Raw genomic sequence first — 23276 nt, 5'->3', positions numbered from 1 at the left:
TGCCGCATGGCAACATCGCCCAAATCCGGCCCGGAAAACTCCCTAAAATTTAGGTAATGGCGGAGCGGGGTAACCATTTCGCAAGCAATAAAAGTTACCGAATTGTCAACCTAGTCTGGAGACTTTGAACGTGAGTGAGCAGCAGAGCGAGCCGATCAGCGGTCAAGCCGGCGCCCAGATGGCGGCGAAGAGCGAGCCCGCGATGGCCGCGGCCGGCGTCGAGGCTGCCAGGCTTGCGCCCGAGCAGGAAGAGACGTCGCCAAAGGCCGACGCGCCGAGGATGGACGCGCCGAAGGCCGAATCCCCCAAGGTCGAGCCGTCCCGGCTCGATCCAATGATTGAGGCCAAGATCGACGCGAAGATCGAGCCGACCAACATGGACGTGCCCAAGGTCAAGACCGGCAAGCGTGAAGAGCCGCGTTTCCCGGGCAAGCTGATGATCATGGCGCCCGGTGACCGGACCTGGGACCATGAGGCGACCGCCGCCAAGCCGGGTGCCGAGCAGGCGGCCAAGGCAGCAGGAAAGCCGGCCGGCACGCGCCGGTTCGGGGCGATGGCCGCCGTGATTGCGCTGGCGACGGTGGCAGGGGCCATCGGTGGCGCGCTCGCGACCGCCGGGCTTGGCCATCTCGCCGCCCCCGCCGCTGCCTCCATCAGGGATGTGGCTGCCAAGGACGCTGCAAAGGACGCCGCTGCCAAGGAAGCGGCCGATGCCTCCTTCGCCCGGATCGAATCCGAAATCGCCGCGCTGAAGGCAAGCGTGGAGCAGACCGCCAAGGCCGGCCAGGCCCAGTTCAGCAAGGCCAGCGACCGGATCGAGAAGGTCGAGAAGGCACAGGCCGAGCCGCTGGCCAGGCTCAACAAGCTCAGCGAGACCGTCGACAAGCTCCGCGCCCCGCAGACGACCGTCGCCGCGGCGACGCCGGCCCGCGAGGTCACGGGCTCGGTCACTCCGGCGGCTGCCGCCGCAGCACCCGCGGCCGCAAGGCCCGAGGTCGGCCGCCTTCCGGTGGTCGATGGCTGGGCGCTGCGCGACGTCGGCAATGGCGGCGCATTGATCGAGGGCCGCGGCGGCATCTACGAGGTTTATGCCGGCGATCCCGTTCCCGGCCTCGGCCGCGTCGACGCCATCCGCAAGCAGGATGGCCGTTGGGTGGTCGTCACCAGCAAGGGCCTGATCGTTTCGCGTTGATCGGCCAAACAGGACGATACCAAGGCGGTTCACCGCGATGTGAAGCGCCTTTTTTGTTGAATAGGGTTTGCCGTGCGGTGTTAGTGGGGCATGAGCCGCGCGCTGAAATGCCTCCTGGTGATGTCCGTTCTGCTCGTTGGCGCCGTGCCGGCACGCGCCGCGGAGGATCGCGCGCTCGAGCGCGGCGCGGCGGTGATCGATCCCGCGATCCTGCGCGAACTCGATCATGGTCGCCTCAGTCTCGGCCGGATGCTCGCGCAGGAGCGTTCCGCCGACACGCCGCTGTCGAACCGCGATCTGTTCGGATTGCCTGCGATGGTGCCGGTGCGCGAGGCGCTCGATCGCGAATTCGATCGTTATGTCGGAAAGCACAAGGCAAGTCTGCCGAACGAGAGCATCGGGGTCGGCGACGGCTTTGCGTTTCAGCTGTTCGACCGCACGCTGTTTGAATCGCCTGACGTTCGCTTCGTGCTGGCCGGCATCGTCAACCGCATGGACCGCGCCTATGTGGCGCCGAAGGACTGCGGCGAGATCCGGCTGATCTACCGGCTGACCCGCACCGATGTGCCGCGGATCGGCGAGAACGCGGTGTCGCAGCGGCTGCCGATGACGCTGAACCTGGTGCTGAAGGCGAAGGGTGTCGGCAATGACGCGTCGCTGACCTGCCGCGAGATCGCGCGGCGCTGGCTGGCGACCGGCAGCGCGCCGCCGGCGATGGAGACACTCTTCGGCAAGGATGGCCCGCTCCACCTGATCGATGCCGGGAATATCGATCGCATCGAGACCAATCTGCAGATCGCGCATGCGCCGAAATCCGCGGTGCGCGACTTCCGCACCGACTATCTGCTGAAGGTGTTCGATTATGACGGCGCGGCAAAGCGCTTTGCCGAGGCGCCGCTGGAGAACCAGATCGATCGCGATCGCATTCTGGCCGACGAGGCGTTGAAGCGCGACTTCAAGACATGGCTGCTCGATCCCGGGCATTTTGCCGAGCTCGATCGCGGCACCCTGCTGATCCCCGATCGCTTCCTCGCAACCGGTGCGGTGGCGCCGACGCCGACCGGCTTCGACGTCAGCGACCTGGAGCCGGAGTTCGGGATGGTGCAGGGCGAGGGGACGGCCGGGCCGGCGGTGTTCTCGGAAGGTGACGTGGTCGGCGCGTTGCAGAAGGCCGCGGCGGACGGGACCAAGCTGCAAAACATCCAGTCGCTGGCCGGCTTCGAGCGGCGCCTCAACGACGTCACCTGCGCGGGCTGCCACCAGACCAGCGGCATTGGCGGCTTCCATTTCCCCGGCGTCGACTGGATGGCGGCAAAACCGTCGAACTCCACCGTGGTGCCGGCCTCGCCGCATTTCTTCGGCGACCAACCCCGGCGCCGCGATATTCTCGCAAGCTTCCGCGACGGCAAGGCGCCGGACTTTTCGCGCGGCTTCTCCAACCGGCCGCAACTGCGCGGCAGCGCGGAGCTTGCCGGCACCGAATACAGCGATGGCTGGGGCGCGCATTGCTATCTGCCGGGCGGAAGGCCGGCCGAGACCGACCGCAGCTTTCGCGGCTGGACCTGTGCCGAGGGGCTTGCCTGCCAGGTTGTTGGGAAAGCCTCGCGGATGGGGATGTGCTTTGTGACGGGGCGGTAATTCCAGCCGGAACCGAAGCGGCTGAGCGTCATTGTTCGATGCTATATTGCGGTTCGCGACCACGACCCGAACAGCCCAGCCCCTTGAGCGGAGACCGGCCGATGAGTGCTCCCGAGCAGGACAAGCAGCGCAACCGCGAGATCGCGGCCAACGAGGCCGAGCGTCAGGCGATGAGCGCCGTCCGCGTCAGCAGCTGGGCGATCGGGCTCGCGGTCGTCATCGGCATTATTGCCGTGGCCCTGGTCTGGTCCTGGCTGAAAAGATAGTCACTCACACGTAATGCTTCAGGCGCGGCCGCGATCCGGGTAAGGAGTACAGGTCTCACCTGCATCTCTATGCTCCCGGGGAAGCCCGTCTCCCCGCATGAGCGGGGCGACGGAGGAGCAGCATCAGCTCGACCTCAGGCAACCGCGCCCGATGCGCGCAGCTTCTGGATCGTGGCCTCGTCGTAGCCGGCCTGGCGCAGGATCTCGTCGGAATGCTCGCCGACCTCGGGCGGCTTGCGCGGCTGCACCTTTTTGGCGCCGTCGATGAAGATCGGACTGTTGACGGTCAGCATGGTGTCGTTCTCGAAGCGCACCAGCACCTCGTTCTCGATCATCTGCTTGTCGTTCGGGATGTCGTCGAGGATGCCGACGACGCCGAACACCAGGCCGTTGCCGTCGAGGATATTGCGCCATTCGGCGAGATCCTTGCCGGCGAACACCTCGTCGAAGATCTTGATCAGCTCGACCGAGCGCGCATGGCGGTCAGCCTTGGTGGCAAAGCGGGCATCGGCGACGAGGTCCTCACGGCCCATGCAGCGCGCCAGCGTCGGCCACTGCCGGTCTTCGTTGAGCAGCGACAGGATCAGCCAGCGGCCATCCTTGCACTTGTAGTGGTTGGTGACGGCGTTCAGCGCCTCTTCGCGCGGCTTGCGCTTCTTGAACTTGGCGCCGACGAGCTTGGCCTGCGCCAGCACGCCGTTGGCCCAGACGCCGTTGGCCATCAAATTGGTCGAGACATGCGAGCCCTTGCCGGTCTTCTCGCGCTGGAACAGCGCGGTGACGATCGCGCCGTAGAACGCCATCGCGCAGGGGTGATCGCCCATGCCGGCGACCGAACGGGCCGGCGTGGTGTCCTCGTCGGCGCGTACCAGGTCCATCAGGCCGGAGCGGGCCCAGTAGGCGTTGGAGTCGAAGCCGGGCTTGTTCGCTTCCTCGCCCTTCTCGCCATAGCCGGTGAAGGAAGCGTAGATCAGCCGGTCGTTGAGATGGGCGAGATGGTCGTAGGTGATGCCGAGCTTCGCCCGCACCTGCGGTGGCATGTTGGTGATGAACACGTCGGCCTCGGTGACGAGCTTGTAGAGCACTTGTTGCGCGTCCGGTTTGGTGAGGTCGAGCGCGAGGCTCTTCTTGTTGCGGGCCTCCAGCATCCACGCGAAATTGTGCTCGCTCGCGGGGTAGCCGGGCAAATTGGGCAGATTGCGGTAGGGGTCGCCGGCGCCGGGCGGCTCGATCTTGATGACGTCGGCGCCGAAGTCGGACAGCACGGTGGCGGCCGCGGGCGCCGCGATGAAGCTCGCGCAGTCCAGGACCTTGAGCCCGTCAAAAATGCCTTTTTCCATCGTGCCGTCGCTCCCGTGGCGCTTGTTGGTGTTTTTCCGGTAGCTGGAATTATCGTGTGCGATGATCCCGATCGGACCGCCATTTGACCCATCTCGGTGGCACGATGCAACGGCTTGTTGGGACGTCATTGCGAGGAGCGAAGCGAGGAAGCAATCCGCGCTTCAGCAGGCGGAGGTATGGATTGCTTCGCCTTGCTCGCAATGACGGCGCCCGTTACTCCACCCCCGCCATCAGCGCGGCATTGCCGCCCGCGGCGGCGGTGTTGATCGTCACTGTCTGCTCGGTGGCGAAGCGCGTGAGGTAATGCGGGCCGCCGGCCTTGGGGCCGGTGCCGGAGAGGCCGCTGCCGCCGAACGGTTGCACACCGACGACCGCGCCGATCATGTTGCGGTTGACATAGACGTTGCCGACCTGGAGACGGTCGATCACGTGCTCAATCGTGTCGTCGATGCGGGAATGGATGCCGAGCGTCAGCCCAAATCCAGTCGCCTCGATCGCGGAAAGCACGTCGCCGAGCCGTTCGGCGCGGTAACGCACGACATGCAGGATCGGGCCGAACACCTCCTCACGCAGCTGGCTCGCCGCCGACAGCTCGAAGATATGCGGCGCGACGAAATTGCCTGTCGGCGCCTCGCCGGCGAGATGCACCCGCGCCTCCTGCTTCATCCGCGCTATGTGCGCATCCAGCCGCTGCTTGGCCTCCGCATCGATCACGGGTCCGATATGCGTCGACGGTTGCATGGGGTCGCCGATCTTCAGCTCGTGCGCGGCGCCGGCGATCATCTCGATCATGCGGTCGGCGACGTCGTCCTGCACAAACAGCAGCCGGAGCGCCGAGCAGCGCTGGCCGGCGGAGCGGAACGCCGAGGTCACGACGTCGTCGGCGACCTGCTCGGGCAGCGCGGTGGCATCGACGATCATCGCGTTGATGCCGCCGGTCTCGGCGATCAGCGGCACGATCGGCCCGTCCTTGGCCGCAAGCGTGCGGTTGATCGATCGCGCCACCTCCGTCGAGCCGGTGAAGACCACGCCGGCGATGCCGGGATGGCTGACCAGCGCGGCGCCGACCGTGCCGTCGCCCTGGACCAGATGCAGGGCCGATGCCGGCACGCCCGCTTCGTGCAGCAGCGCGACGGCCTCGGCCGCGATGCGTGGCGTCTGCTCGGCCGGCTTTGCGATCACCGCATTGCCGGCCATCAGCGCTGCCGTCACCTGGCCGAGGAAGATCGCCAGCGGAAAATTCCACGGCGAGATCGCGACAAATGCGCCGCGGCCGCGCAGCTCCAGCATGTTGCTCTCGCCGGTCGGCCCGGGCATCGCCTCGCCTTGCCCAAACAGCTTCCGGCCGAGTGCCGCGTAGTAGCGGCAGAAGTCGATCGCCTCGCGCACCTCCGAGAGTGCGTCGTCGAGTGTCTTGCCGCCTTCGCCCTGCAGCAAGGCGAGGAAGTGCGCGCGGCGCTGCTCGAGCAGGTCGGCGGCCTTGTCGAGGATCGCGGCACGTCGGATGGCCGGGGTGCCGTCCCAGGCCTTGAAGCCACCGCGCGCGGCGACGACCGCGGCATTCGCCTGCTCGACTGTCGATGTCGCAACCATGCCGGACGCGACCTTGGGTTCGACGGCAATCGCCGACGTCAACGCATCGAGCGCCTTTCGTTCGCCGAATTCGATGCCATGCGAATTCTCGCGCTGCGGGCGATAGAGATCGGCCGGCAACGGAATTCCGGAGTGAGCAGCGTTAGTGTCGGCACCGATGATCTCGGCCGGGCGGCGCAGCAGGTCCACGATGGACACGCGATTGTCCGCGGCCAGCGCCACGAACGACGAGTTGGCGCCGTTCTCGAGCAGCCGGCGCACCAGATAGGCGAGCAGGTCGCGGTGGCTGCCGACCGGCGCATAGGTACGGTGAGCGATCTCCGGGCGATCCTCGCCGAGCTGTGCGTAGAGCGCTTCGCCCATGCCGTGCAGCCGCTGGAATTCGAAGCTTGTGGGATCGTCTGACAGTTCGAGGATGGTCGCGACCGTCAGCGCGTTGTGGGTGGCGAATTGCGGAAACAGCCGCGGCCGCAGTGCGAGCAGCTTTCGCGCGCAGGCGACATAGTTCAGATCGGTCATCGCCTTGCGGGTGAACACCGGATAGCCGTCGAGCCCGCGCTCCTGCGCGCGCTTGATCTCGGTGTCCCAATAGGCGCCCTTGACCAGGCGCACCATCATCCTGCGGTCGAGTGCGCGCGTCAGCTCGTCGACATAGTCGATGACGTCGGCAGCGCGCTTCTGATAGGCCTGGATCGCAAGCCCAAAGCCGTCCCAGCCGGCTAGCGACGGGTCGGCGAAGGCAGCCGCGATGACGTCGAGCGACAGCTCCAGCCGGTCGGCTTCCTCGGCGTCGACGGTGAAGTTGAGATCGAACGCCTTGGCGCGGCGTGCGAGGTCGACCAGAAGCGGCACCAACTCGGTCATCACCCGCGCGTGGCTGACCGCCTCGAAGCGCGGATGCAGCGCGGAGAGTTTCACGGAGATGCCGGGCCGGTCGGGCAGCGGCTGATCGCCGGCCGCCTTGCCGATCGCGTCGATCGCGCGGGCGTAGGATTCGAAATAGCGATGGGCATCGTCGGCGGTGCGCGCGCCCTCGCCAAGCATGTCGAAGGAATAGCGCGAGCCGCGCGCGGTGTGCGATTGCGAGCGCGACAGCGCCGCCTCGATGGTCTCGCCGAGCACGAAATGACTGCCCATCAGCCGCATCGCCTGCCGCGTCGCGGCACGCACCGCGGGGGCACCGAGCCGCTTCGTCAGCCGGCCTATCGTTCCTTGCGGTGTTTCACCGGGCTGGATCACGCGCGCCGACATGCCGAGCGCCCAGGCCGAGGCGTTGACCAGGAACGCGCTCGACCTGGTCTCGTGGTTGACGAAGTCGCCCTGGCCGAGCTTGTCCTCGATGAACTGGTCGGCGGTGCGGGCGTCGGGCACCCGCAGCAGCGCCTCCGCCAGCACCATCAGCGCCAGCCCCTCCTTGGTCGAGAGTGCGAACTCGCGCAGCATGTCCTCGACCCCGCCGAGCGGATCGTCGTTGGCCCTGATCGCCTCGATCAGGTGCGTCGCGCTGCGATCGATCCGGGCCTCCGCCTCCGCGCTAAGCCTGGCATCCTGGCGCAGGCGGCCGGCGATGGCGGCGTCGTCGGGGGCGTAGGGCGCGCTGAACGGCGGCGGGAGCGGGGATGGGTCGAGCATGACGATTCCTTGGGCGGTTCCTCGAGGGTTGCACGGGAACACCTACGCGCGGTCGCACCGTAGTTCGATAGACAAATTAGCAGATTTGCCTTAGGAAATCAGGATCAACTAGAGTATTGCCGTAGATATGACAGACATAGATAAGATCGACCGCAAAATCCTCTCGATCCTGCAAGGGGATGGCCGGATCGCCAATGTGGAGCTGGCTGAGCGGATCGGCCTGTCGCCGACCTCGGTCGGCGAGCGGCTGAAGCGGCTGCAGCGCGATGGTTTCGTCGAAGGCTATGGCGCGCGGCTCAATCCGCATCGGCTCGGGCTCGGCCTCCTGGTGTTTGTCGAGGTGCTGCTCGACAAGACCACGCCCGACGTATTCGAGAAGTTCGCCAGGGCCGTCCAGACCGCGCCGGAAGTGCTGGAGTGTCACATGGTGGCCGGCGGCTTCGACTATCTGGTCAAGGCGCGCGTCGCCAACATGACCGCCTATCGCAGGTTTCTCGGCGAGACCCTGCTGGCGCTGCCGGGCGTGCGCGAGACGCGAACCTACGCGGTGATGGAGGAAGTCAAGCGCGACGCGCCGCTGCCGGTCGGCTGACAGGCTCCCGATCTGATCCACAGCCATGCGCAGGATGTACGCAGGATGTCTTGGCATCGCGACGCACCCGCGATAATTCTGCCCTCAGTTGGGGGCCGCGACATGGACGATGCCAATCAGCCGATAGGTGCGAAGCGAACCGGGGTTGCCGGCGCGTTATGCGCGGCCATCTTGTCCCTGTCCGCGATGACGCCGTCCCGCGCGGCCGAGCTCAGCTCCGGCATCATGCAGCTCTATACATCGGTCTCGATCTATCCACCGTCGGCCTCGGCGATGACGGTGTGCTACGGCTTCGTCTGCCGGCGCCGCGAGATGCTCGACTTCAGCGGAGCCGACCGGGCGGCCCTGACCAGGATCATGGCCACCGGCCGCGCCAACGCCGCCGCCGAACGCGCGGCCGTGCAAAAGGCCGTGATCTGGTTCGACCGCCGGATGGGGCCGATCCTCGGCACCGACAAGCGTGTGGCGAAAGCCGACTTCCGCGCCAACGACGACAAGCACAATTACGATTGCTGGGACACCACCCGCAACACGACCAGCCTGATGCTGGTGATGCAATCGTGGAACCTGTTCAAGTTTCACGACGTCGGGGATCCCCACTATCGCGGTTTTTCGTTGGGGCAAACGCCGCACAACACCGCCGTTCTGCTCGAACGCGCGACCAAGGTGGAATGGGCCGTCGATCTCTGGCCCCGCGGTTATCTGCAACCGCCTGACGTCATGACCGTCGCCAAATGGGTGACGGAAGATTGAACGGCTGAACGTTCCTGCCGCGCGCGTTCCCGTTCACGGCGCAGCATTTTCCGTCGCGACTCGGGCACGATGGAGAGAGACATCCCGCGATTGTCGGTGAGGCTGACGTGCGGCGGGCTACAGCAATGGGGGCGGTGCCGGGTGTGACGGTCAAATGGCCAATAGCGGCACGCGATCGGTGGCGGCCGAAAAAAGTTCAACGCCGTGGCGCGCGGGCGCCGTGCCCGCTCCGCCGAACGTCACGTCGTGTGATATTGGATCGGCCCTCACTCCCGGATCTTGTCCGAGAGTGCGCCGCTGGATCTCGCGCGGTGCGCTAGACCTTGAGGTTCTCGGCTGACGTCTTGCCGCGATTGGCAATCTCTTCGTATTCAACAGACTGGCCTTCGTTGAGGCTCTGAAGACCGGCCTTCTGAACTGCTGAAATATGAACGAAAATGTCCTTGCCGCCTGTAGCGGGCTGGATGAATCCATAACCCTTGGTCGGGTTGAACCACTTCACTGTACCTTTGGGCATTCCAGTCGTCTCCGCGGAATCAATCGAAAACAGACCAGTCGGTCCCCGCACAAACCGGCTTGTCCGTACCACACAGGATAGCAGTTTGAAAAAAGCTGGGTAGATCAAACCACGGTGTGTTTTTGCCCGGAAACAACCCGCTTTGCGGAGTTTTGCAGCTGGATTGCCTGTTTCGTGGTCAATTGATGCGCTGCAAAAAAGACCGGTTCCACTTGGATCGATAGCCCCGCGCGCGGGCTTTCTGCCAGCGCGCGGGGGATGGATCGGCCGCGTCTCAATAGGTCGCGGAAAGATACTCGACGATCTTGCCGACGTCGGCCTGGTCGATCGGCGCGCCGTAGACCTTGATCATCTTGGTCACCTCGGCCTGCCAGAAGTCCTTCTTGAACTTCTCGCCCTGCGGCTGGGTCTTGATGTAGTCGGCCGAGTGGCAGGCGGTGCAGTTGTTCTGCACCACGTCGAGGTTGGGACCCGGCTTGAAGGTCGCGGTCTCCTCGGGGAGCGTGTAGTTGACGGGTGCGGCCATCGTAGCTCCGATCGACAGTGCGGCGATCACGGCGAGGGAGGCAAGCAGCTTGCTGGTCATGATGCTTCTCCTCACGCCGCGGTGACACGCACGGTTTCGACGACGTTGCGCAGATAGCCCGCGGGATTCCACAGCGGATCCATCGGCTGGGTGTCGCCGGCATTGTTGGTGGCGCGCACCTTCAGCTCCGAGGCGCCGGCCGGAAGTGCCACCTTCAGCTTCCATTCGCGGAAGGCGTATTTGCCGAGATCCTTGCCGAGCTTGGCCGGCGTCCAGCTCTTGCCGCCGTCGATCGAGACCGCGACCTCCTTGATGCCCTTGCCGCCGTCGAAGGCGATGCCGCGCAGCGTGGTGCGGCCGGCCTTCAGCCTGGCGCCGTCGGCAACGCTGGTGATGAATGAACGCACCGTGAAGCGGTTGATCGGGATCGTCGCCTTTGGTGCGGTGCCGGGCTCGACCGCATTGTTCGGCGTATCCGGAATCCGATAGGCCGACTTCATCCAGAAGCCCTCGAACACATTGTCGATCACGGTGATCTCGTTGAGGTGCTTGACCCAATAGGTGCCGTAATAGCCGGGCACCACGAGGCGGAGCGGGAAGCCGTTGAGGAATGGCAGGTCCTCGCCGTTCATGCCCCAGGCCAGCATCACCTCGCCGTCGCGTGCATGGTCGATGTCGAGCGCCTTCACGAAGTCAGGCGTCGTGTCCATCACCGGACCGTCCATGCCATTGAAGGTGACCTGCTTGGCGCCGGCCTGCACGCCGGCCATGTCCAGCACGGTCTTCAGCGGCACGCCGTGCCAGCGTGCGCAGCCCATCGCGCCGTTGCCGAGCTGGCCGCCGGCGACGCGCGGGTTGAAGAAGCCGCGGCTGTTGCCGGAGCACTGGTTGACGGCGACGAGCTCGACAGCCTTCAGCTTCCGGATCTCCTTCAGCGACAGCCTCACGGGCTTGTCGACCTTGCCCTTGATCTCCAGCGTGAACTTGTCCGGATCGAGATCGTAGGGGATGCCGGCGAGGTGGTAGCGGACGAAGAACGCGTTGTTCGGCGTGAGCGGCCCGTCGTTGAAGACCGCAAACGGCGTTTCCAGCTGCGGCGGCCGGGCGGTCAGGCCGATCATCGGGCGCTTCTGCGGGTAGTGCACCAGCGGGCGCTCGCCATTGCCGAAGGGCAGCGTCACGGTGTCGAGGGCGAATGCGCCCCTTGATCCCAGCCCCGTCACCAAAGCAGCCAACCCGGCGCGCTTCATCAAGTCTCGTCGATCGAGCATTCCGCTTCCTCCGAAGCTGTTCTGTCGTGAGCTGGTCATCACCAGGCTCACCTTGCCTTGCGCGCCTTCGCATCATGGAATGCGCGCCGCGACAAATGTCGCACCTGACAACCCCAAGTCAATTGAGCTTTCGCAGCGTTGCGTCGCAACAACGAGAAGCCCCGGTCGCATGCGGCGACCGGGGCATTTCCATCCAAGTCGAAGGTTCGATCAGTAGCAGACGTTCACGGTGCGATAGCGATAGCCGTAGGGCGTCATCACCAGGCGGGTGACGTAGCAGCCGGAATCGACGAAGCCGACGGAGATGCCCGGGCCACCCCAGAAGTGATGGTGATACGGATGCCAGAAGAACGGCTTGGCCGAAGCCGAGGTCGGCGCCAGCGCGGCGGCAGCAAGCGTTGCGGCAGTCGCGAGAGCAAGCGTGACTTTGCGAAGCATGGTCGTCTCCTTCAGATGCGCGTTGAACTCTGTCGCGGCGCGGTTGCAGTGTTACCCATCGCCAGTCAGTCGCATCCGGCACCGGGCGCGTTCGAGCATCTCTGCTGAACGCAGCTTCGGATGTGCGGCAGGTCACATTCGGTGAAGGGGAAGATGAACCGGTCAGGCCGCCACGGCGTGTCGGTCGTCGACCAGCGCGGACAGGACGCGCGTCGTCTCGACGGTGCGCACGGTCATCGGCTCGTTGCGGCCGCGGATCGCGACCTCCTGCGCCGGCAGGGCATCGTCGGCCAGGCCGGCGGTGACGCGCACCTCGTCGGAGATGACCGCCTCGCAGGCCAGCGCCTTCGTCATGTCCTGCAGCCGTGCCGCGACGTTGACGGCGTCGCCGAGCGCGGTGAACACCATGTGGTCGCGATAGCCGATGTCGCCCACGATCACCTCGCCGCCATGGATGCCGATGCCGAAGCGGATCGGCTCGCGCAAATCGTGGCTGAGAAACTGGTTCAGCTCGTCGATATTGGCTGCGATCAGCGCCGCCGCGCGTAGCGCCTGGCGGCAGGCCACCTGCCGGTCGGTGCTGAGCCCGAACAGCGCCAGCATGCCGTCGCCGATGAACTGGTTGGGCCGCCCGCCGGCTTCCAGCACCGCCTGCGACACCGCGCCGAGGAAGCGGTTGACGATGAACACGGTATCGAACGGCAGCCGCTTCTCGGCAAGCTGCGTCGAGCCACGCATGTCGACGAACATGCTGACGAGATAGCGCTCCTGGCCGACTCGTGTCGGATTGGCGGCGTGCGCGTTGGCCGACATCGTGTGCGGCAGGAACAGCTGGAAGAAGGCCAGGTCGGCGGTCGGCCGCAACTGGCAGGCCAGCCGGATCGACGGATCGTCGGTGCCGACCCGGTGCAGCACGAAGGCTTCGCGCGGGGAAGGCTCGGGGAGGGCGGCGTGATCGCCGATGATGCGGATGCGGCAGGTCGAGCAGCGCGCACGGCCGCCGCAGACGCTCGCATGCGGCACGTTGTAGCGCAGGCTCGCTTCCAGCACGCTCAATCCCTTCGGCACCCGCAGCGTGCGGCCGTTGCCATAGGACAGCGCGATCATGCCGCCGCGGCGCTCAAGCAGGGCACGCGCGCCCCGCGCCAGCAGCACGAGGCCGAGCAGGGCGAGATAGCCGAACGTCAGGCCATCCGTGATCTTCCCGAGCGTGGCAGCCTGTGCCGCCGTGCCGAGCTTCTGCACCGACAGCTCCTCGCGCCGCCAGTCGGGATCCTGATAGTCCTCCATTGTGGCGCGGCCGCCCTGATAGATGCCGAGCATTGCCAGCGTCGGGATCAGCACGGCTACGGCCAGCAGGAACGGCGCGGCGCGCGGGAAGAACGCGCGCAGCCGCAGCCAGAAATACAGCCCGATGCAGCCATGCACCCAGGCGATCAGCAGCACCGCAAACATCAGCCACAACCGGACCGGCGAGGCGATGAAGAAGGTGTAGAGCTCCTGCGGGTAGAGTTTCTCGTGCCCATACAGGGTCTGGCCGAGCCGCACGCCGACGATGTGGATGATGATGAAGACCGGGATGCTCAGGCCGAGCACCAGCTGCAGCGGCTCGATCGCCTTCCAGCGGAACTCGCGGCGCTGGTACAGCGCCCAGATGCCGAGGCCGGTATGCACCAGGCAGGCGCCATAGAACACGATCGCGACCGGCAGGAACTGCCAGAATTCGGTGTGGTAGTGCACCCCGATCGCCATCGCCTCGGTCGAGATATTGCCGAGCGCGTGGTTGAGGAAATGGCTGATCAGGTAGGCGAACATGATCGCCCCCGTGACTAGGCGAACCTGCCGCTGGCCGATGCCGCGGGCCATGTCCTGCAAATGTTCGCGCGAGGGGGAGGCCATGCGATTCATATCGGCAATTCTAGTGCTTAATTCCCGCGCTGAACACCACCTCGGGTCCGGACGGGTCGCGGTAGCGGGCCGTGCGGCACGTTGACACTCGGTTAAGAGTCGAACAAAAAGCGCCGTGACGATAGCCCGAGCCCAATCCGGAGCCGATAACATCAGCGTTAAGCCGGCCCGTTCGCGCGCGCCGGATTGGCGCGGCGTGATCGCCGTGATCGTCGCCATGACCGCGATGCGGCTGGTCTATGCCCATGCGCTCGATCTGCGCACCGACGAGGCCTATTACTGGACCTGGTCGAAGGAAAACGTGCTGTCGTTCCTCGACCATCCCCCGATGGTCGCCTGGTTCATCCGTTTTGGCACGGCGATCCTCGGCGACACCAATCTCGGCGTCCGCCTCGGTGGCATCGTGGCGATGCTGGCCTCCCAGCTCCTGCTCGCCGACATCGTCCGCCGCGCGACATCCAACAATGTCCGCGCCGTGATGCTCGCGCTGCTGCTGCCGGAGGCGGCGCTGTATTACGGGTTGTTAATGGCCAAGGTCGCGCCCGACACCGCGCTGATCCCGTTTTCGGTCGCGATGCTGTGGTCGCTGGTGCGGCTCGCGCAAAGCAATGACGGGCGCTGGTGGCTCGCCGCCGGGCTGTTTGCCGGGCTGTCGCTGCTGTCGAAATTCACCGCGATCATGTTCGCGCCGGCGGTGCTCGCCTTTGCGCTGGTGCCGGACTGGCGCTGGCGCTGGCTGCGCAGCCCGTATCCCTACCTCGCCGCGCTGATCGCGATCGTCGTGTTCGCGCCGGTGCTGATCTGGAATGCGGAGCATGACTGGGCCTCGTTCCGCTTCCAGGCGGTGCGCGCCACCGCCGAGCGCGATCTCACGTTCCGAACGCTCGGCGAGTTCATCGGCATGCAGTTCGGCCTGGTCGGCTTCGTGCTGCTGCCGGTGACGCTGTTCGGGACAGTGCTGACTGCATGGCGCGGCTATAGCGGGCGCGAGCCGGTTGCGATCCTGCTTGCGACCGCGGTGCTGGTGCCGTTCGTCTATTTCCTCTGGAAGTCGCTGACCTTGCGGGTCGGCGACACCTGGCCGATGTTCCTGTGGCCGGCCGGATTTGCGGCGGTCGCCATCGACGTCACGCGGATGCCGTTCGAGGGCTGGTCGCTCGGGCTCATCAAATCGACCGTGTCCTGGGCGCGGACTGCGATCACATCGGGCATCGTCTTCGTCGTCTGCGTCTTCCTCTATTACATGATCGCGCCGTGGAATCTGATCGGCCGCACCGATCCGATCGGCACCGAGGCAGGCTATGATGTGGTGGCCGCGCATACCCTGGCGCAGGTGCAGGCGACCGGCGCGACCTGGGTCGCGACCACGGACTATCGCACCTATGCGATGCTACGCTGGATGCTGCGCGGACGGGTGCCGGTCATCGAAATCAATGAGCGCGGCCGCTTCCAGGGTTTTGCGGATCCGGGCATGAGTCAGATCCGCGGTCACGTCGGCATCTATGTCGGGCGCGAGCCCGAGAACAACCTGCCGCTGTGGAGCGAGACATCAGCGGTGCGCCAGCCGCTGGAGCGCGTGACGCGGAGCTGGCGCGGCATGGTGATGGACACCTACGCGCTGGAGAAGATCAGCGGCTGGACACCCGATCTGTCGCCGCCGCCGGACACCACGTTCTTCCGCTGGCGCGTGCTGGCCTTCTCCTTCTCCCCGCCTGCGCAGGGCTGTCCGGGGAAGTTCAACCATAGCAGAGTTCCATCTGGTCGAGGGACGTTGTGGATTTGCGACGGCCAGGGTTGATTGGCGGAGGCTTTTCGATGCTGGCGAAGGCTCGCCGGGTGAACAGGAACTGGCTGACGAGTTCGGCGAGCCTGAGCGGCAGCATTTTGATGCAGTGGGACCGCGCGGCAATGCGCAACAGTAGGTAGGCAATCATCGCAGCAAGGACTTGCAGGCGGATTGCATTGTCATTGGTGCCGAGGAACTTGCGAATGTCGAGGTGTTGCTTGATCCAGCGGAACAGCAGTTCGATCTGCCACCGGCTCTTGTAGAGGGCGGCGATCTCGACAGCCGTTCGGGTCGTGTCGTTGGTGAGAAGCGTGATCACGCCGCCGTTCTCCCGCCTGACCTTGATGCGCCGCAGCGGTATCGGCAAACGCGAGTCGCCCTTACTGGTGAGCTTCACCTCGTCGTCGACGATGATCTTGAAGCCGTCCCCCTTGCTGTTGCGGATGGTGCGATGCCTGACCGCGCGTAGCCGGATGCTCGTCTTCGGCCGGGTCACGAAGAAAGCCTTGCTGTCATTGATCTTATGCCACCAGTCGAAACGGCAATATCCCTTGTCGAACACATAGGTTGTGCCGGCCTGGATCGGAGTCTGGCGACCGATCTCGATATCGTTGACGTTGGCAGCCGTCACCTCGACGCACTTCGGGATATCGCCCTTGGGATCGTAGACCACGTGCAGCTTCATGCCGCGGATGCGGCCGTTCCACGCCGCCCAGGTGCAAACTTTGCCAAGCGGGATCGGACTGGCATCGATCAGGCGCACCATCTCCGTGCCTTCGCCCCGCAACTGCCGGCTTGCCATCGCCGACAATCGTGCAAAGGTTTGCGCAAAAATGCTGGACGGGCGGCGGCTGTTGGCATCCGACAGTGTCGAGCGGGACAACCTGCCGGTGCCCAGGTGATAGTGATGCTGAGGATTGGCGTTGAAGCCGGTCACCACGGCGCGCAGGCTGTTGTTCCCGCTCAACTGCGCATAGATCAGCGCTACCAGGTGATCCCAGCTCTTGAACGACTTGTCATAGGCATCCCCGTCCAGACGATCCACAGCCGCCTGAAACTGCCGCCGATTGATCGGTTCAAGCAGCCTACTAAAAATGCTATCGCGAAATCGCATGCTCGGCCTTCTGTGTCTCGACAACCAGAAAAGACCGATTTGCCTCGGTTTCGCCGAGCATGCACCGCGACACAGTGAATCATTCCCCGGACAGCCCTGCCGCCTGCGGGGAGAAGGTCGGGATGAGGGGGAGTCTCCGCAGGGACGGTGAAAGACGGACTCGTGGAGACTCCCCCTCACCCTGATCGCATCTGGCGATGCGATCAGGCCTCTCCCCGCAAGCGGGGCGAGGCGAAGACTGCTATTCCTCTTCCTCGCGCTTGCGGATCAAATCCTTCGCCAGATCGGTCAGTGCCGGGCGCGGCAGTGCGTTGAAAGGAAGTGGGCGGGTGACGTCGATCGCGGCGAGGCCGAGGCGGGCGGTCAACAGGCCGTTGAGCATGCCTTCGCCGAGGCGTTGTGACAGTTTGGCCGCGATGCCGTGGCCGAGCATCTGCTGGATCAGGCTGTCGCTCGCGGCCATGCCGCCGGTGATCGCCAGATGCGCGATGACGTGGCGCAGCAGGCGGATCATGCCGAGCGCGCCGGGCCGGCCGCCATAGAGCCGCGCCAGTTGCCGGATCATCCGCAAGCTCGCCACGAACACGAACAGCACGTCGATCATCGCGCGCGGGCTGACCGCGGTGACGACGGAGACACGCTGCGCGGCCGTCGACACCAGCCGCCGCGCCTCCTCGTCGAGCGGCGCCATCAGTTCGCGCTCGGCGAGGCGGATCATGTCGGCGCCGTCGATGATGTCGTCGGTGTGGCTCTGCAACGCGCTGCGGGCGCGGGCGAGCTGCGGGGTCTGGTGCGCGAGCTTGAGCAGCTCGGCGACAACAGCCCGGCTCGCGGCGCGGTCGTCGCTGATCAGCACTTCCGCGGCGCGCAGATGCAGCTTCTCGATGGTCGCCAGCCGCGCCAGGCCGACCAGCTCGCGTGTGGTCACGACGGCCAGCGCCACCGTGGCGATGACGGCGAGCCCGAGCCCGAGGACGCCGAGCCCTTCGTTGCGCGCAAACAGATCCTCGACCAGGTTGATCACGCCAAGCCCGGTGCCGAGCACCACAAGGCCCGCGACCGCGCTCCAGAACAGCGTGCCCCAGCGGAAGCCGCGGCGCGCCGGCAGCAGCGGCGAATCAACTGGCACCGGAAGCTGCGCGGGCTCGGCCTCAGGCACGATCTGGATCGTTCCGCGGGTAAGGCGGCTGCTGTCGTCGGGATCCATCACGACCACGCCGGGATCGTCGAGCTTGAACGTCGCCGGCCGCCGCGGGGGCGTCTTCTCGTTCATTGCAGTCTGTCTCCGATCAGGAACTGAAGGGCGCGGTCAAGGCGGATGTGAGGCAGCGCCGGCTCCGCATCGCCGCCTCGTTCCAGCTTCGGTGGCCGGAAGCGCAGGAAACGATAATCGGCGGCCTCGGCGCCGGCGCTGGAGAGGCCGCGGAATCTGCCGTTGAACAGCTCCTCCGGATTGTCGGGCAGGTCGCCCGGAAAGGTCGCAACTTCAGTTTCGCCGTCCAGCGTCCCGCCATTGGCGACCTCGCCCGGCGCCGGCGTGCCGAGGATCGATGGCAGCCGGTCGCGGCCGCGCTGCACTTGAGCTTCGCGCGTGGCGCGCACCGCGGCGAGCGCCACCACGTCGATGGCAGCGCCGGCATATTCGGCGCGCTCGGCGGCCCGGGCCACGATCCGCCGCAGCACGGCTTCCAGCCGGTCGTGGCTCTGGTGATGCAGATGGTCGGCCTTGGTCGCCGCGAACAGGATGCGGTCGATGCGCGGCCGGAACAGCGCGCTCAGGATCGTGCCGCGGCCGATCCGGAAGCAGTCGAGGATGCCGGCGAGCGCCGCCTTGAGATCATGCAGCGCCTCGGGGCCGGCATTGAACGCGGCGAGCGCATCGGCCAGCACGATCTGGCGATCGAGCCGCGCGAAGTGATCGCGGAAGAACGGCCGCACCACGACGTCCTTATAGGCCTCGTAGCGCCGCCGCATCATCGCCCATAGCGAGCCGTCGGGCGCGTTGCCGTCCACGGGCACGTCGAGCGGCGCAAAGGTCAGCGCCGGCGTATCGGCGAGGTTGCCCGGCATCAGGAAGCGCCCGGGCGGCAAGAGGCTCATCGCGAAACGCTCGTCGCGGCAGGCGCGCAGATAATCGGTGAACAATCTTGCCTCGGTGCGCGCGGCCTGCTCGTCCTCCTTGGCCTCGGGCTTCAGCGTTGCGAGATGGGCGTGCCATGGCGCCGCCAATTTTGCGCGCAACGGCTCGCGCGACAGCGCGAGGCTCTCCGCCGACCATTGCTCGTAGCTCTTGTTCAGCAGTGGCAGGTCGAGCAGCCACTCGCCCGGATAGTCGACGATGTCGAGGGTCAGCGTGCGGTCCGCGCCATTTTGCCGCTGATACTCGATCACGAGGCGGAGCTCGGAGATGTCGGTGGTCGAGCTCGGCCAGGTCCGCTCCTCGATCAGAGTGCGGACATGGTTCTCGTAGGCGAAGCGCGGCACCGCATCGTCGGGCTGCGGGGCGAGATAGGCGCGCGCGATCCTCCCCGAAGCGTAGGCCTCGAACACCGGGAAGCGGCCGCCACGGGTCAGGCCATGCACCAGCGCGGTGATGAACACGGTCTTGCCGGCCCGCGACAGGCCGGTGACGCCGAGACGCACCGTCGGCTTGAAAAGGCCCTCGCTATAGTCGAGCAGCGCCCGCGCCGACAGACGCGCTTCCTCGACGATATCAGAGAAGCGGGGGGGCATGGAGGGTTAACGAAAAGACCCGGCAGGAGGAGCCAAAAAAGGTGGGCGATCACCCGCAAGGTGGCGATTATCGGGCCAAAATCAAGCTTCACATTTCCGGCGCCTTTGCGGGCCAGGGGAATGCAAGGGGGATTGAACGCGTCACGCCACTCGCGTTACCCATAGTCCATCGGCCCACAGGAAAGCCCTGCATGACGGTCTTTCGCCTGAAGCAAATCTCGACCTCGATCCACGCGGCCGGCGCCGCGCTGTGGAACTACGACCGCGCCGAACTGATCGCCGACGGCGTCGTCCATCTCGTCGGCGTCTGTTTCGGGCTGGTTGCCGCCACCGCGCTGATCGTGCTGACCGCGGTCTATGCCGGCCCGTTCGATATTGCCGTGGTCTCGGTCTATGTCGCGGGCCTGCTCGCGATGCTGACGCTGTCGGCGACCTATAATCTCTGGCCGGTGTCGCGCGCCAAATGGGTGCTGCGGCGCTTCGATCACTCCGCGATCTATTTGTTGATCGCCGCGACCTACACGCCGTTCATCGTGGAACTGAAGGACAGCATTTTCGCGATCGCGCTGCTGATCGGCGTGTGGTGTGTCGCGATCGTCGGCATCTGGCTGAAGCTCGCCTATCCCGGCCGGTTCGACCGGCTCGCGGTCGGGCTTTATCTTGCGATGGGCTGGAGCGGCATCATGCTCTACGACGCCGTCGTGAAGGCATTGCCGGCGAAGGCGCTCGGCTTCGTGCTGGCCGGCGGCATCCTCTATAGCTTCGGGGTGATCTTCCACTCCTGGCGGCGGCTGCGCTTCCAGAACGCGATCTGGCACGGCTTCGTGCTGCTCGGGGCCGCCTGCCACTATACGGCGGTGTTCGACGTCGTGCTGGCGAGCTGAAGTTCTCGCCATCCGCGGCGGATGGGCTATCATAAGCCCGTAGGCCCGTCCTGCTCTCTCCCGTCACCCCCGCGCAACGGCTTTGCCGTTGTCGCTGGAGGAGCGCGGCACGCGCGTCTCGAAGGGTCGACGCCACCAGCCGGGCCGTGCATCCTTCGAGACGCGCTCCGCGCTCCTCAGGATGACGGGATAGATAGATGGGTGAGCAACGTGACAGCGTTCAATCAAAGATATCGGGAGGATAGCCATGCAGGTGGCAGGTAAAGTCGTGGTGGTCACCGGCGGTGGCAACGGCATCGGCAGGGCGCTGTGCGAGGCGTTCCACGCCGCGGGCGCATCCAAGGTCGTGGTGGTCGACCTCGATCATGCGGCGGCCGAGCAGGTCGCGGCCTCGGTCGGCGGCGCCGCGTTCAAATGCGATGTCGGGCAGGAGAAGAACATCCTGCACGTGATCGACGAGACCGAGCGCATGTTCGGCCCGATTGCGCTGTTCTGCTCCAACGCCGGGATCGGCGGCGGCTTCGATCCGCTGTCGAAAAATGCCGGCGGCACCTCGGACGAGCCGTGGTCGCGGAGCTGGGCGATCCATGTGATGGCGCATGTCTATGCCGCGCGGCATCTGGTGCCGCGCATGAAGGCGCGCGGCGGCGGCTACTTCCTCAACACGATCTCGGCCGCGGGCCTGTTGTCGCAGGTCGGCAGCCCGGCCTATTCGACCACCAAGCACGCCGCGGTCGGCTTTGCCGAAAACCTCGCGATCTCGCACCGCGCCGACAACATCAAGGTCTCGATCCTCTGCCCGCAGGGCGTCGACACCAACATGCTGCGTTCGATCCCGAAGGGGCCGCAATCCGGCGACGGCGATCTCTCCGCCGAGCAGGTCGCGCGGGATGCGCTCAAGGGCATCGAGCAGGAGACCTTCCTGATCCTGCCGCACCCGCAGGTGCTCGGCTACATGCGCAAGAAGACCGAGAACTACGACCGCTGGATCGGCGGCATGGCCAAGATCCAGGCCAAGATGCGGGAGAGCTACGGGGAGTGACTCGCGGGAAAGACCGGCCGCGCACCTCGCTGCGGTGTGAGGTGAGCGCGCTAGTCAGGCTCCCTCCCCCCTTGCGGGGGAGGGTTGGGGAGAGGGGTGTCCCGGGCAAGATGACGGAAGTGCGTCGCGCTTTCGCAACTTCGATCGCGCACCGTTGAGACTTATATCGAGAGAGCGCGTCGTGTGGCACCCCTCTCCCTAACCCTCCCCCGCAAGGGGGGAGGGAACCCAGCCGCAAGTGCCTTCCTTACGACCGCGTAGAGAGATTGCATTGCCTCTCTGTTCGTGACGACGAGGAGTGGCGGTTGCCGCTCACCCCTTCGGGGCGTAGAGCAGCGGCACCGCGGAATCCACCATCACCTCGATCAGGCTGGCGCCCGGATGCGAGAGGGCGCGCTGGTAGGCGCCCGGAAGCTCGGCCGATTTCGTCACCCGCATTGCGTCGCAGCCCATGCCTTCGGCGAGCTTGACGAAATCGATGCCGGGCAGGTCGAGGCCCGGCACGTTGCGCACCTGCATCACCTGGCTGAACGAACGCATCGCGCCGTAGCCGGAATTGTTCATCACGACGACCGTCAGCGGCAGCTTGCGCTGCGCGGCGGTCCACAGGGCCTGGATCGAATACATCGCCGAGCCGTCGCCGATCAGGCAGACCGTGCGCCCCGTGCTGCGGCCGAGCGCCATGCCGACCGCGGCCGGCAGGCTGTAGCCGAGGCCGCCGCTCGCCATGGTGTAGAAACTGTCCTGGCCGCGCATCGGCATCGCCTTCTGCATCAGCGGGCGATGCGACGGCACCTCCTCGACCAGCGCGTCCTGCGGTCCCATCGCGGCCGAGAGCGCATGCAGCGCGTATTCGGCAGGGATCGGATCGCCGGCCGCGGGCGCCGGCGGCAGGACGCGGCCCGGCGATGCGGTGCGCCTGGTCTCGGGCAGCATCTCGAGCAGCGCCGTCAGCGCCGGCTTCATGGTGGCGACGATGCTGTGGCCGGTCGGCGTCATCGTGGCGGCATCGGGATCGTCGGTGATCTGGAAGATCGTGGTCGTGCCGTCGAAGATCGCGGCATGGCCCTCGACATGGAAGGTGAAGACCGGCGCGCCGACCACGACGACAAGATCGTGATCGCGCAAGGCATCGGAGAGCTGACCCGGTGCGGCATGCAGGAAGCCGGCAAATTGCGGGTGCCGCTCCGGGAACGAGCAGCGCGCCGAGAACGGGCTGGCCCAGACCGCGGCCTTCGTCTTCTCGGCGACTTTTACCATGAGATCGACGGCTTGCGCGCGATCGACGGCGGGGCCGACGACGAGGGCGGGGCGCTTGGCCTCGCCCAGCGCGGCGGCCAGCGCCTGCATCGCCGACAGATCGGGGCCGATTTCGCGGCTGACCTGGCGTGCATCGAGCGGCTGTGTCGCATGCGCCCAGTCGTCGATCGGCACCGAGACGAAGGTCGGTCCGCAGGGCGGCTGCATCGCGACATAATAGGCGCGTGCGATCGCCGCCGGCACGTCCTCGGCGCGCGCCGGCTCGACCGCGAATTTTACGTAAGGCCGCGGAAATTCGGAGGCGCGCTCGGCATAGAGGAACGCCTGCAGCGGCATGATGGAGCGCGCCTGCTGGCCGGCGGTGATCACGAGCGGGGTCTGGTTGCGATAGGCGTTGTAGATGTTGCCGAGCGCGTTGCCGACGCCGGCCGCCGAATGCAAATTGACGAAACCGGCATTGCGCGTCGCCAGTGCGTAGCCGTCGGCCATGCCGACCACGGAGGCCTCCTGCAGGCCGAGCACGTAGTCGATGTCGTCGGGCCAGTCGCTCAGGAACGGCAGCTCGGTCGAGCCGGGATTGCCGAATACGCGTCTGATGCCCCACGCGCGCAGGAGGCCGAAGGTGGCCTCCTTGACGGTGACGGTCTTGCCCTTGCTGGCGGCGGGTTTGCGGGACGACATCGGGCGGTTCCCATTGCTGTCTTGTTATGCAGTCTTGTTACGTTCCGTCATTGCGCGCGGCAAAGGCGGAAAGGCAATCCACCTGTCGATGGATTGCCTGACGATGTCA

At 65.9% G+C, this 23276-nt stretch carries 19 protein-coding genes; 8 read left to right on the top strand and 11 right to left on the bottom strand.

Annotated elements, in window-relative coordinates:
• Positions 1 to 124: 124 nt before the first annotated feature.
• The 3 genes from ACVW1C_RS11755 (at position 125) to ACVW1C_RS11745 (ending at position 3096) form a co-directional block, all read left to right on the top strand.
• Positions 125 to 1192 carry a hypothetical protein gene (locus tag ACVW1C_RS11755; RefSeq protein ID WP_456758547.1) on the top strand — a complete coding sequence of 356 codons (1068 nt, stop codon included), beginning with the start codon at positions 125 to 127 and terminating at the stop codon, positions 1190 to 1192.
• Positions 1193 to 1282: 90 nt separating this feature from the next.
• A complete protein-coding gene (locus ACVW1C_RS11750) occupies positions 1283 to 2830 on the top strand; it encodes a hypothetical protein (protein ID WP_456758546.1) in 1548 nt (515 codons plus the stop codon).
• Between the two features lie 101 nt (positions 2831 to 2931).
• Positions 2932 to 3096 carry a hypothetical protein gene (locus tag ACVW1C_RS11745; protein WP_456758545.1) on the top strand — a complete coding sequence of 55 codons (165 nt, stop codon included), beginning with the start codon at positions 2932 to 2934 and terminating at the stop codon, positions 3094 to 3096.
• Positions 3097 to 3230: 134 nt separating this feature from the next.
• Here the strand turns inward: ACVW1C_RS11745 and ACVW1C_RS11740 are convergent, their stop codons facing one another.
• Both ACVW1C_RS11740 and putA read right to left on the bottom strand, forming a co-directional pair.
• Entirely contained in the window at positions 3231 to 4436 is a 1206-nt protein-coding gene (locus ACVW1C_RS11740; RefSeq protein ID WP_456758544.1) for a CaiB/BaiF CoA transferase family protein, read from the bottom strand.
• A 214-nt stretch (positions 4437 to 4650) separates the two neighbouring features.
• A complete protein-coding gene (gene putA / locus ACVW1C_RS11735; RefSeq protein ID WP_456758543.1) occupies positions 4651 to 7662 on the bottom strand; it encodes a bifunctional proline dehydrogenase/L-glutamate gamma-semialdehyde dehydrogenase PutA in 3012 nt (1003 codons plus the stop codon).
• A 127-nt stretch (positions 7663 to 7789) separates the two neighbouring features.
• Between putA and ACVW1C_RS11730 the strand changes: the two genes are divergently transcribed.
• Complete coding sequence (locus tag ACVW1C_RS11730) at positions 7790 to 8254, top strand: Lrp/AsnC ligand binding domain-containing protein (protein WP_176529485.1); 465 nt, start codon at positions 7790 to 7792, stop codon at positions 8252 to 8254.
• Between the two features lie 186 nt (positions 8255 to 8440).
• Positions 8441 to 9007: a hypothetical protein gene (locus tag ACVW1C_RS11725; RefSeq protein ID WP_456763056.1), complete on the top strand. Its 567-nt coding sequence runs from the start codon at positions 8441 to 8443 to the stop codon at positions 9005 to 9007.
• Between the two features lie 316 nt (positions 9008 to 9323).
• Here the strand turns inward: ACVW1C_RS11725 and ACVW1C_RS11720 are convergent, their stop codons facing one another.
• The 5 genes from ACVW1C_RS11720 to ACVW1C_RS11700 form a co-directional block, all read right to left on the bottom strand.
• A complete protein-coding gene (locus tag ACVW1C_RS11720; RefSeq protein WP_021079749.1) occupies positions 9324 to 9524 on the bottom strand; it encodes a cold-shock protein in 201 nt (66 codons plus the stop codon).
• 274 nt (positions 9525 to 9798) lie between these two features.
• Positions 9799 to 10110, bottom strand: coding sequence for a SorB family sulfite dehydrogenase c-type cytochrome subunit (sorB, locus tag ACVW1C_RS11715; protein WP_456758542.1), 312 nt, complete (start codon positions 10108 to 10110; stop codon positions 9799 to 9801).
• Positions 10111 to 10121: 11 nt separating this feature from the next.
• Positions 10122 to 11321 carry a SorA family sulfite dehydrogenase catalytic subunit gene (sorA, locus tag ACVW1C_RS11710; RefSeq protein WP_456758541.1) on the bottom strand — a complete coding sequence of 400 codons (1200 nt, stop codon included), beginning with the start codon at positions 11319 to 11321 and terminating at the stop codon, positions 10122 to 10124.
• A gap of 210 nt (positions 11322 to 11531) precedes the next feature.
• Positions 11532 to 11759: a hypothetical protein gene (locus ACVW1C_RS11705; protein WP_176529489.1), complete on the bottom strand. Its 228-nt coding sequence runs from the start codon at positions 11757 to 11759 to the stop codon at positions 11532 to 11534.
• A gap of 162 nt (positions 11760 to 11921) precedes the next feature.
• On the bottom strand, positions 11922 to 13658 hold the full coding sequence (locus ACVW1C_RS11700) for an adenylate/guanylate cyclase domain-containing protein (protein WP_456758540.1): 1737 nt from the start codon (positions 13656 to 13658) through the stop codon (positions 11922 to 11924).
• A gap of 226 nt (positions 13659 to 13884) precedes the next feature.
• On the opposite strand from ACVW1C_RS11700, the gene ACVW1C_RS11695 reads away from it, so the two are divergent.
• Positions 13885 to 15465, top strand: coding sequence for a glycosyltransferase family 39 protein (locus ACVW1C_RS11695; protein WP_456763055.1), 1581 nt, complete (start codon positions 13885 to 13887; stop codon positions 15463 to 15465).
• On the opposite strand, the gene ACVW1C_RS11690 is transcribed toward ACVW1C_RS11695, so the two are convergent.
• From ACVW1C_RS11690 to ACVW1C_RS11680, 3 genes are all read right to left on the bottom strand, one after another.
• Entirely contained in the window at positions 15404 to 16567 is a 1164-nt protein-coding gene (locus ACVW1C_RS11690) for an IS4 family transposase (protein WP_456757919.1), read from the bottom strand. The genes ACVW1C_RS11695 and ACVW1C_RS11690 overlap by 62 nt on opposite strands.
• A 241-nt stretch (positions 16568 to 16808) precedes the next feature.
• Positions 16809 to 17840 (bottom strand): YcjF family protein, encoded by a 1032-nt coding sequence (locus tag ACVW1C_RS11685; RefSeq protein ID WP_456758539.1) that lies wholly within the window; start codon positions 17838 to 17840, stop codon positions 16809 to 16811.
• Positions 17837 to 19300, bottom strand: coding sequence for a YcjX family protein (locus ACVW1C_RS11680; protein WP_456758538.1), 1464 nt, complete (start codon positions 19298 to 19300; stop codon positions 17837 to 17839). Before ACVW1C_RS11680 ends, ACVW1C_RS11685 begins: the two co-directional genes overlap by 4 nt.
• A 191-nt stretch (positions 19301 to 19491) precedes the next feature.
• On the opposite strand from ACVW1C_RS11680, the gene trhA reads away from it, so the two are divergent.
• Both trhA and ACVW1C_RS11670 read left to right on the top strand, forming a co-directional pair.
• Positions 19492 to 20184: a PAQR family membrane homeostasis protein TrhA gene (trhA, locus tag ACVW1C_RS11675; protein WP_456758537.1), complete on the top strand. Its 693-nt coding sequence runs from the start codon at positions 19492 to 19494 to the stop codon at positions 20182 to 20184.
• A 247-nt stretch (positions 20185 to 20431) separates the two neighbouring features.
• Positions 20432 to 21226, top strand: a complete 795-nt coding sequence (locus ACVW1C_RS11670; protein ID WP_456758536.1) for an SDR family oxidoreductase — start codon at positions 20432 to 20434, stop codon at positions 21224 to 21226.
• A 312-nt stretch (positions 21227 to 21538) separates the two neighbouring features.
• Here the strand turns inward: ACVW1C_RS11670 and mdlC are convergent, their stop codons facing one another.
• Entirely contained in the window at positions 21539 to 23167 is a 1629-nt protein-coding gene (gene mdlC / locus ACVW1C_RS11665) for a benzoylformate decarboxylase (protein WP_456758535.1), read from the bottom strand.
• Between the last annotated feature and the right edge of the window lie 109 nt (positions 23168 to 23276).

It is taken from the genome of Bradyrhizobium sp. USDA 4011 (genome assembly GCF_054063415.1).
The sequence above is the reverse complement of the archived record's forward strand: the minus strand, read 5'-3'. Positions and strand labels throughout refer to the sequence as shown.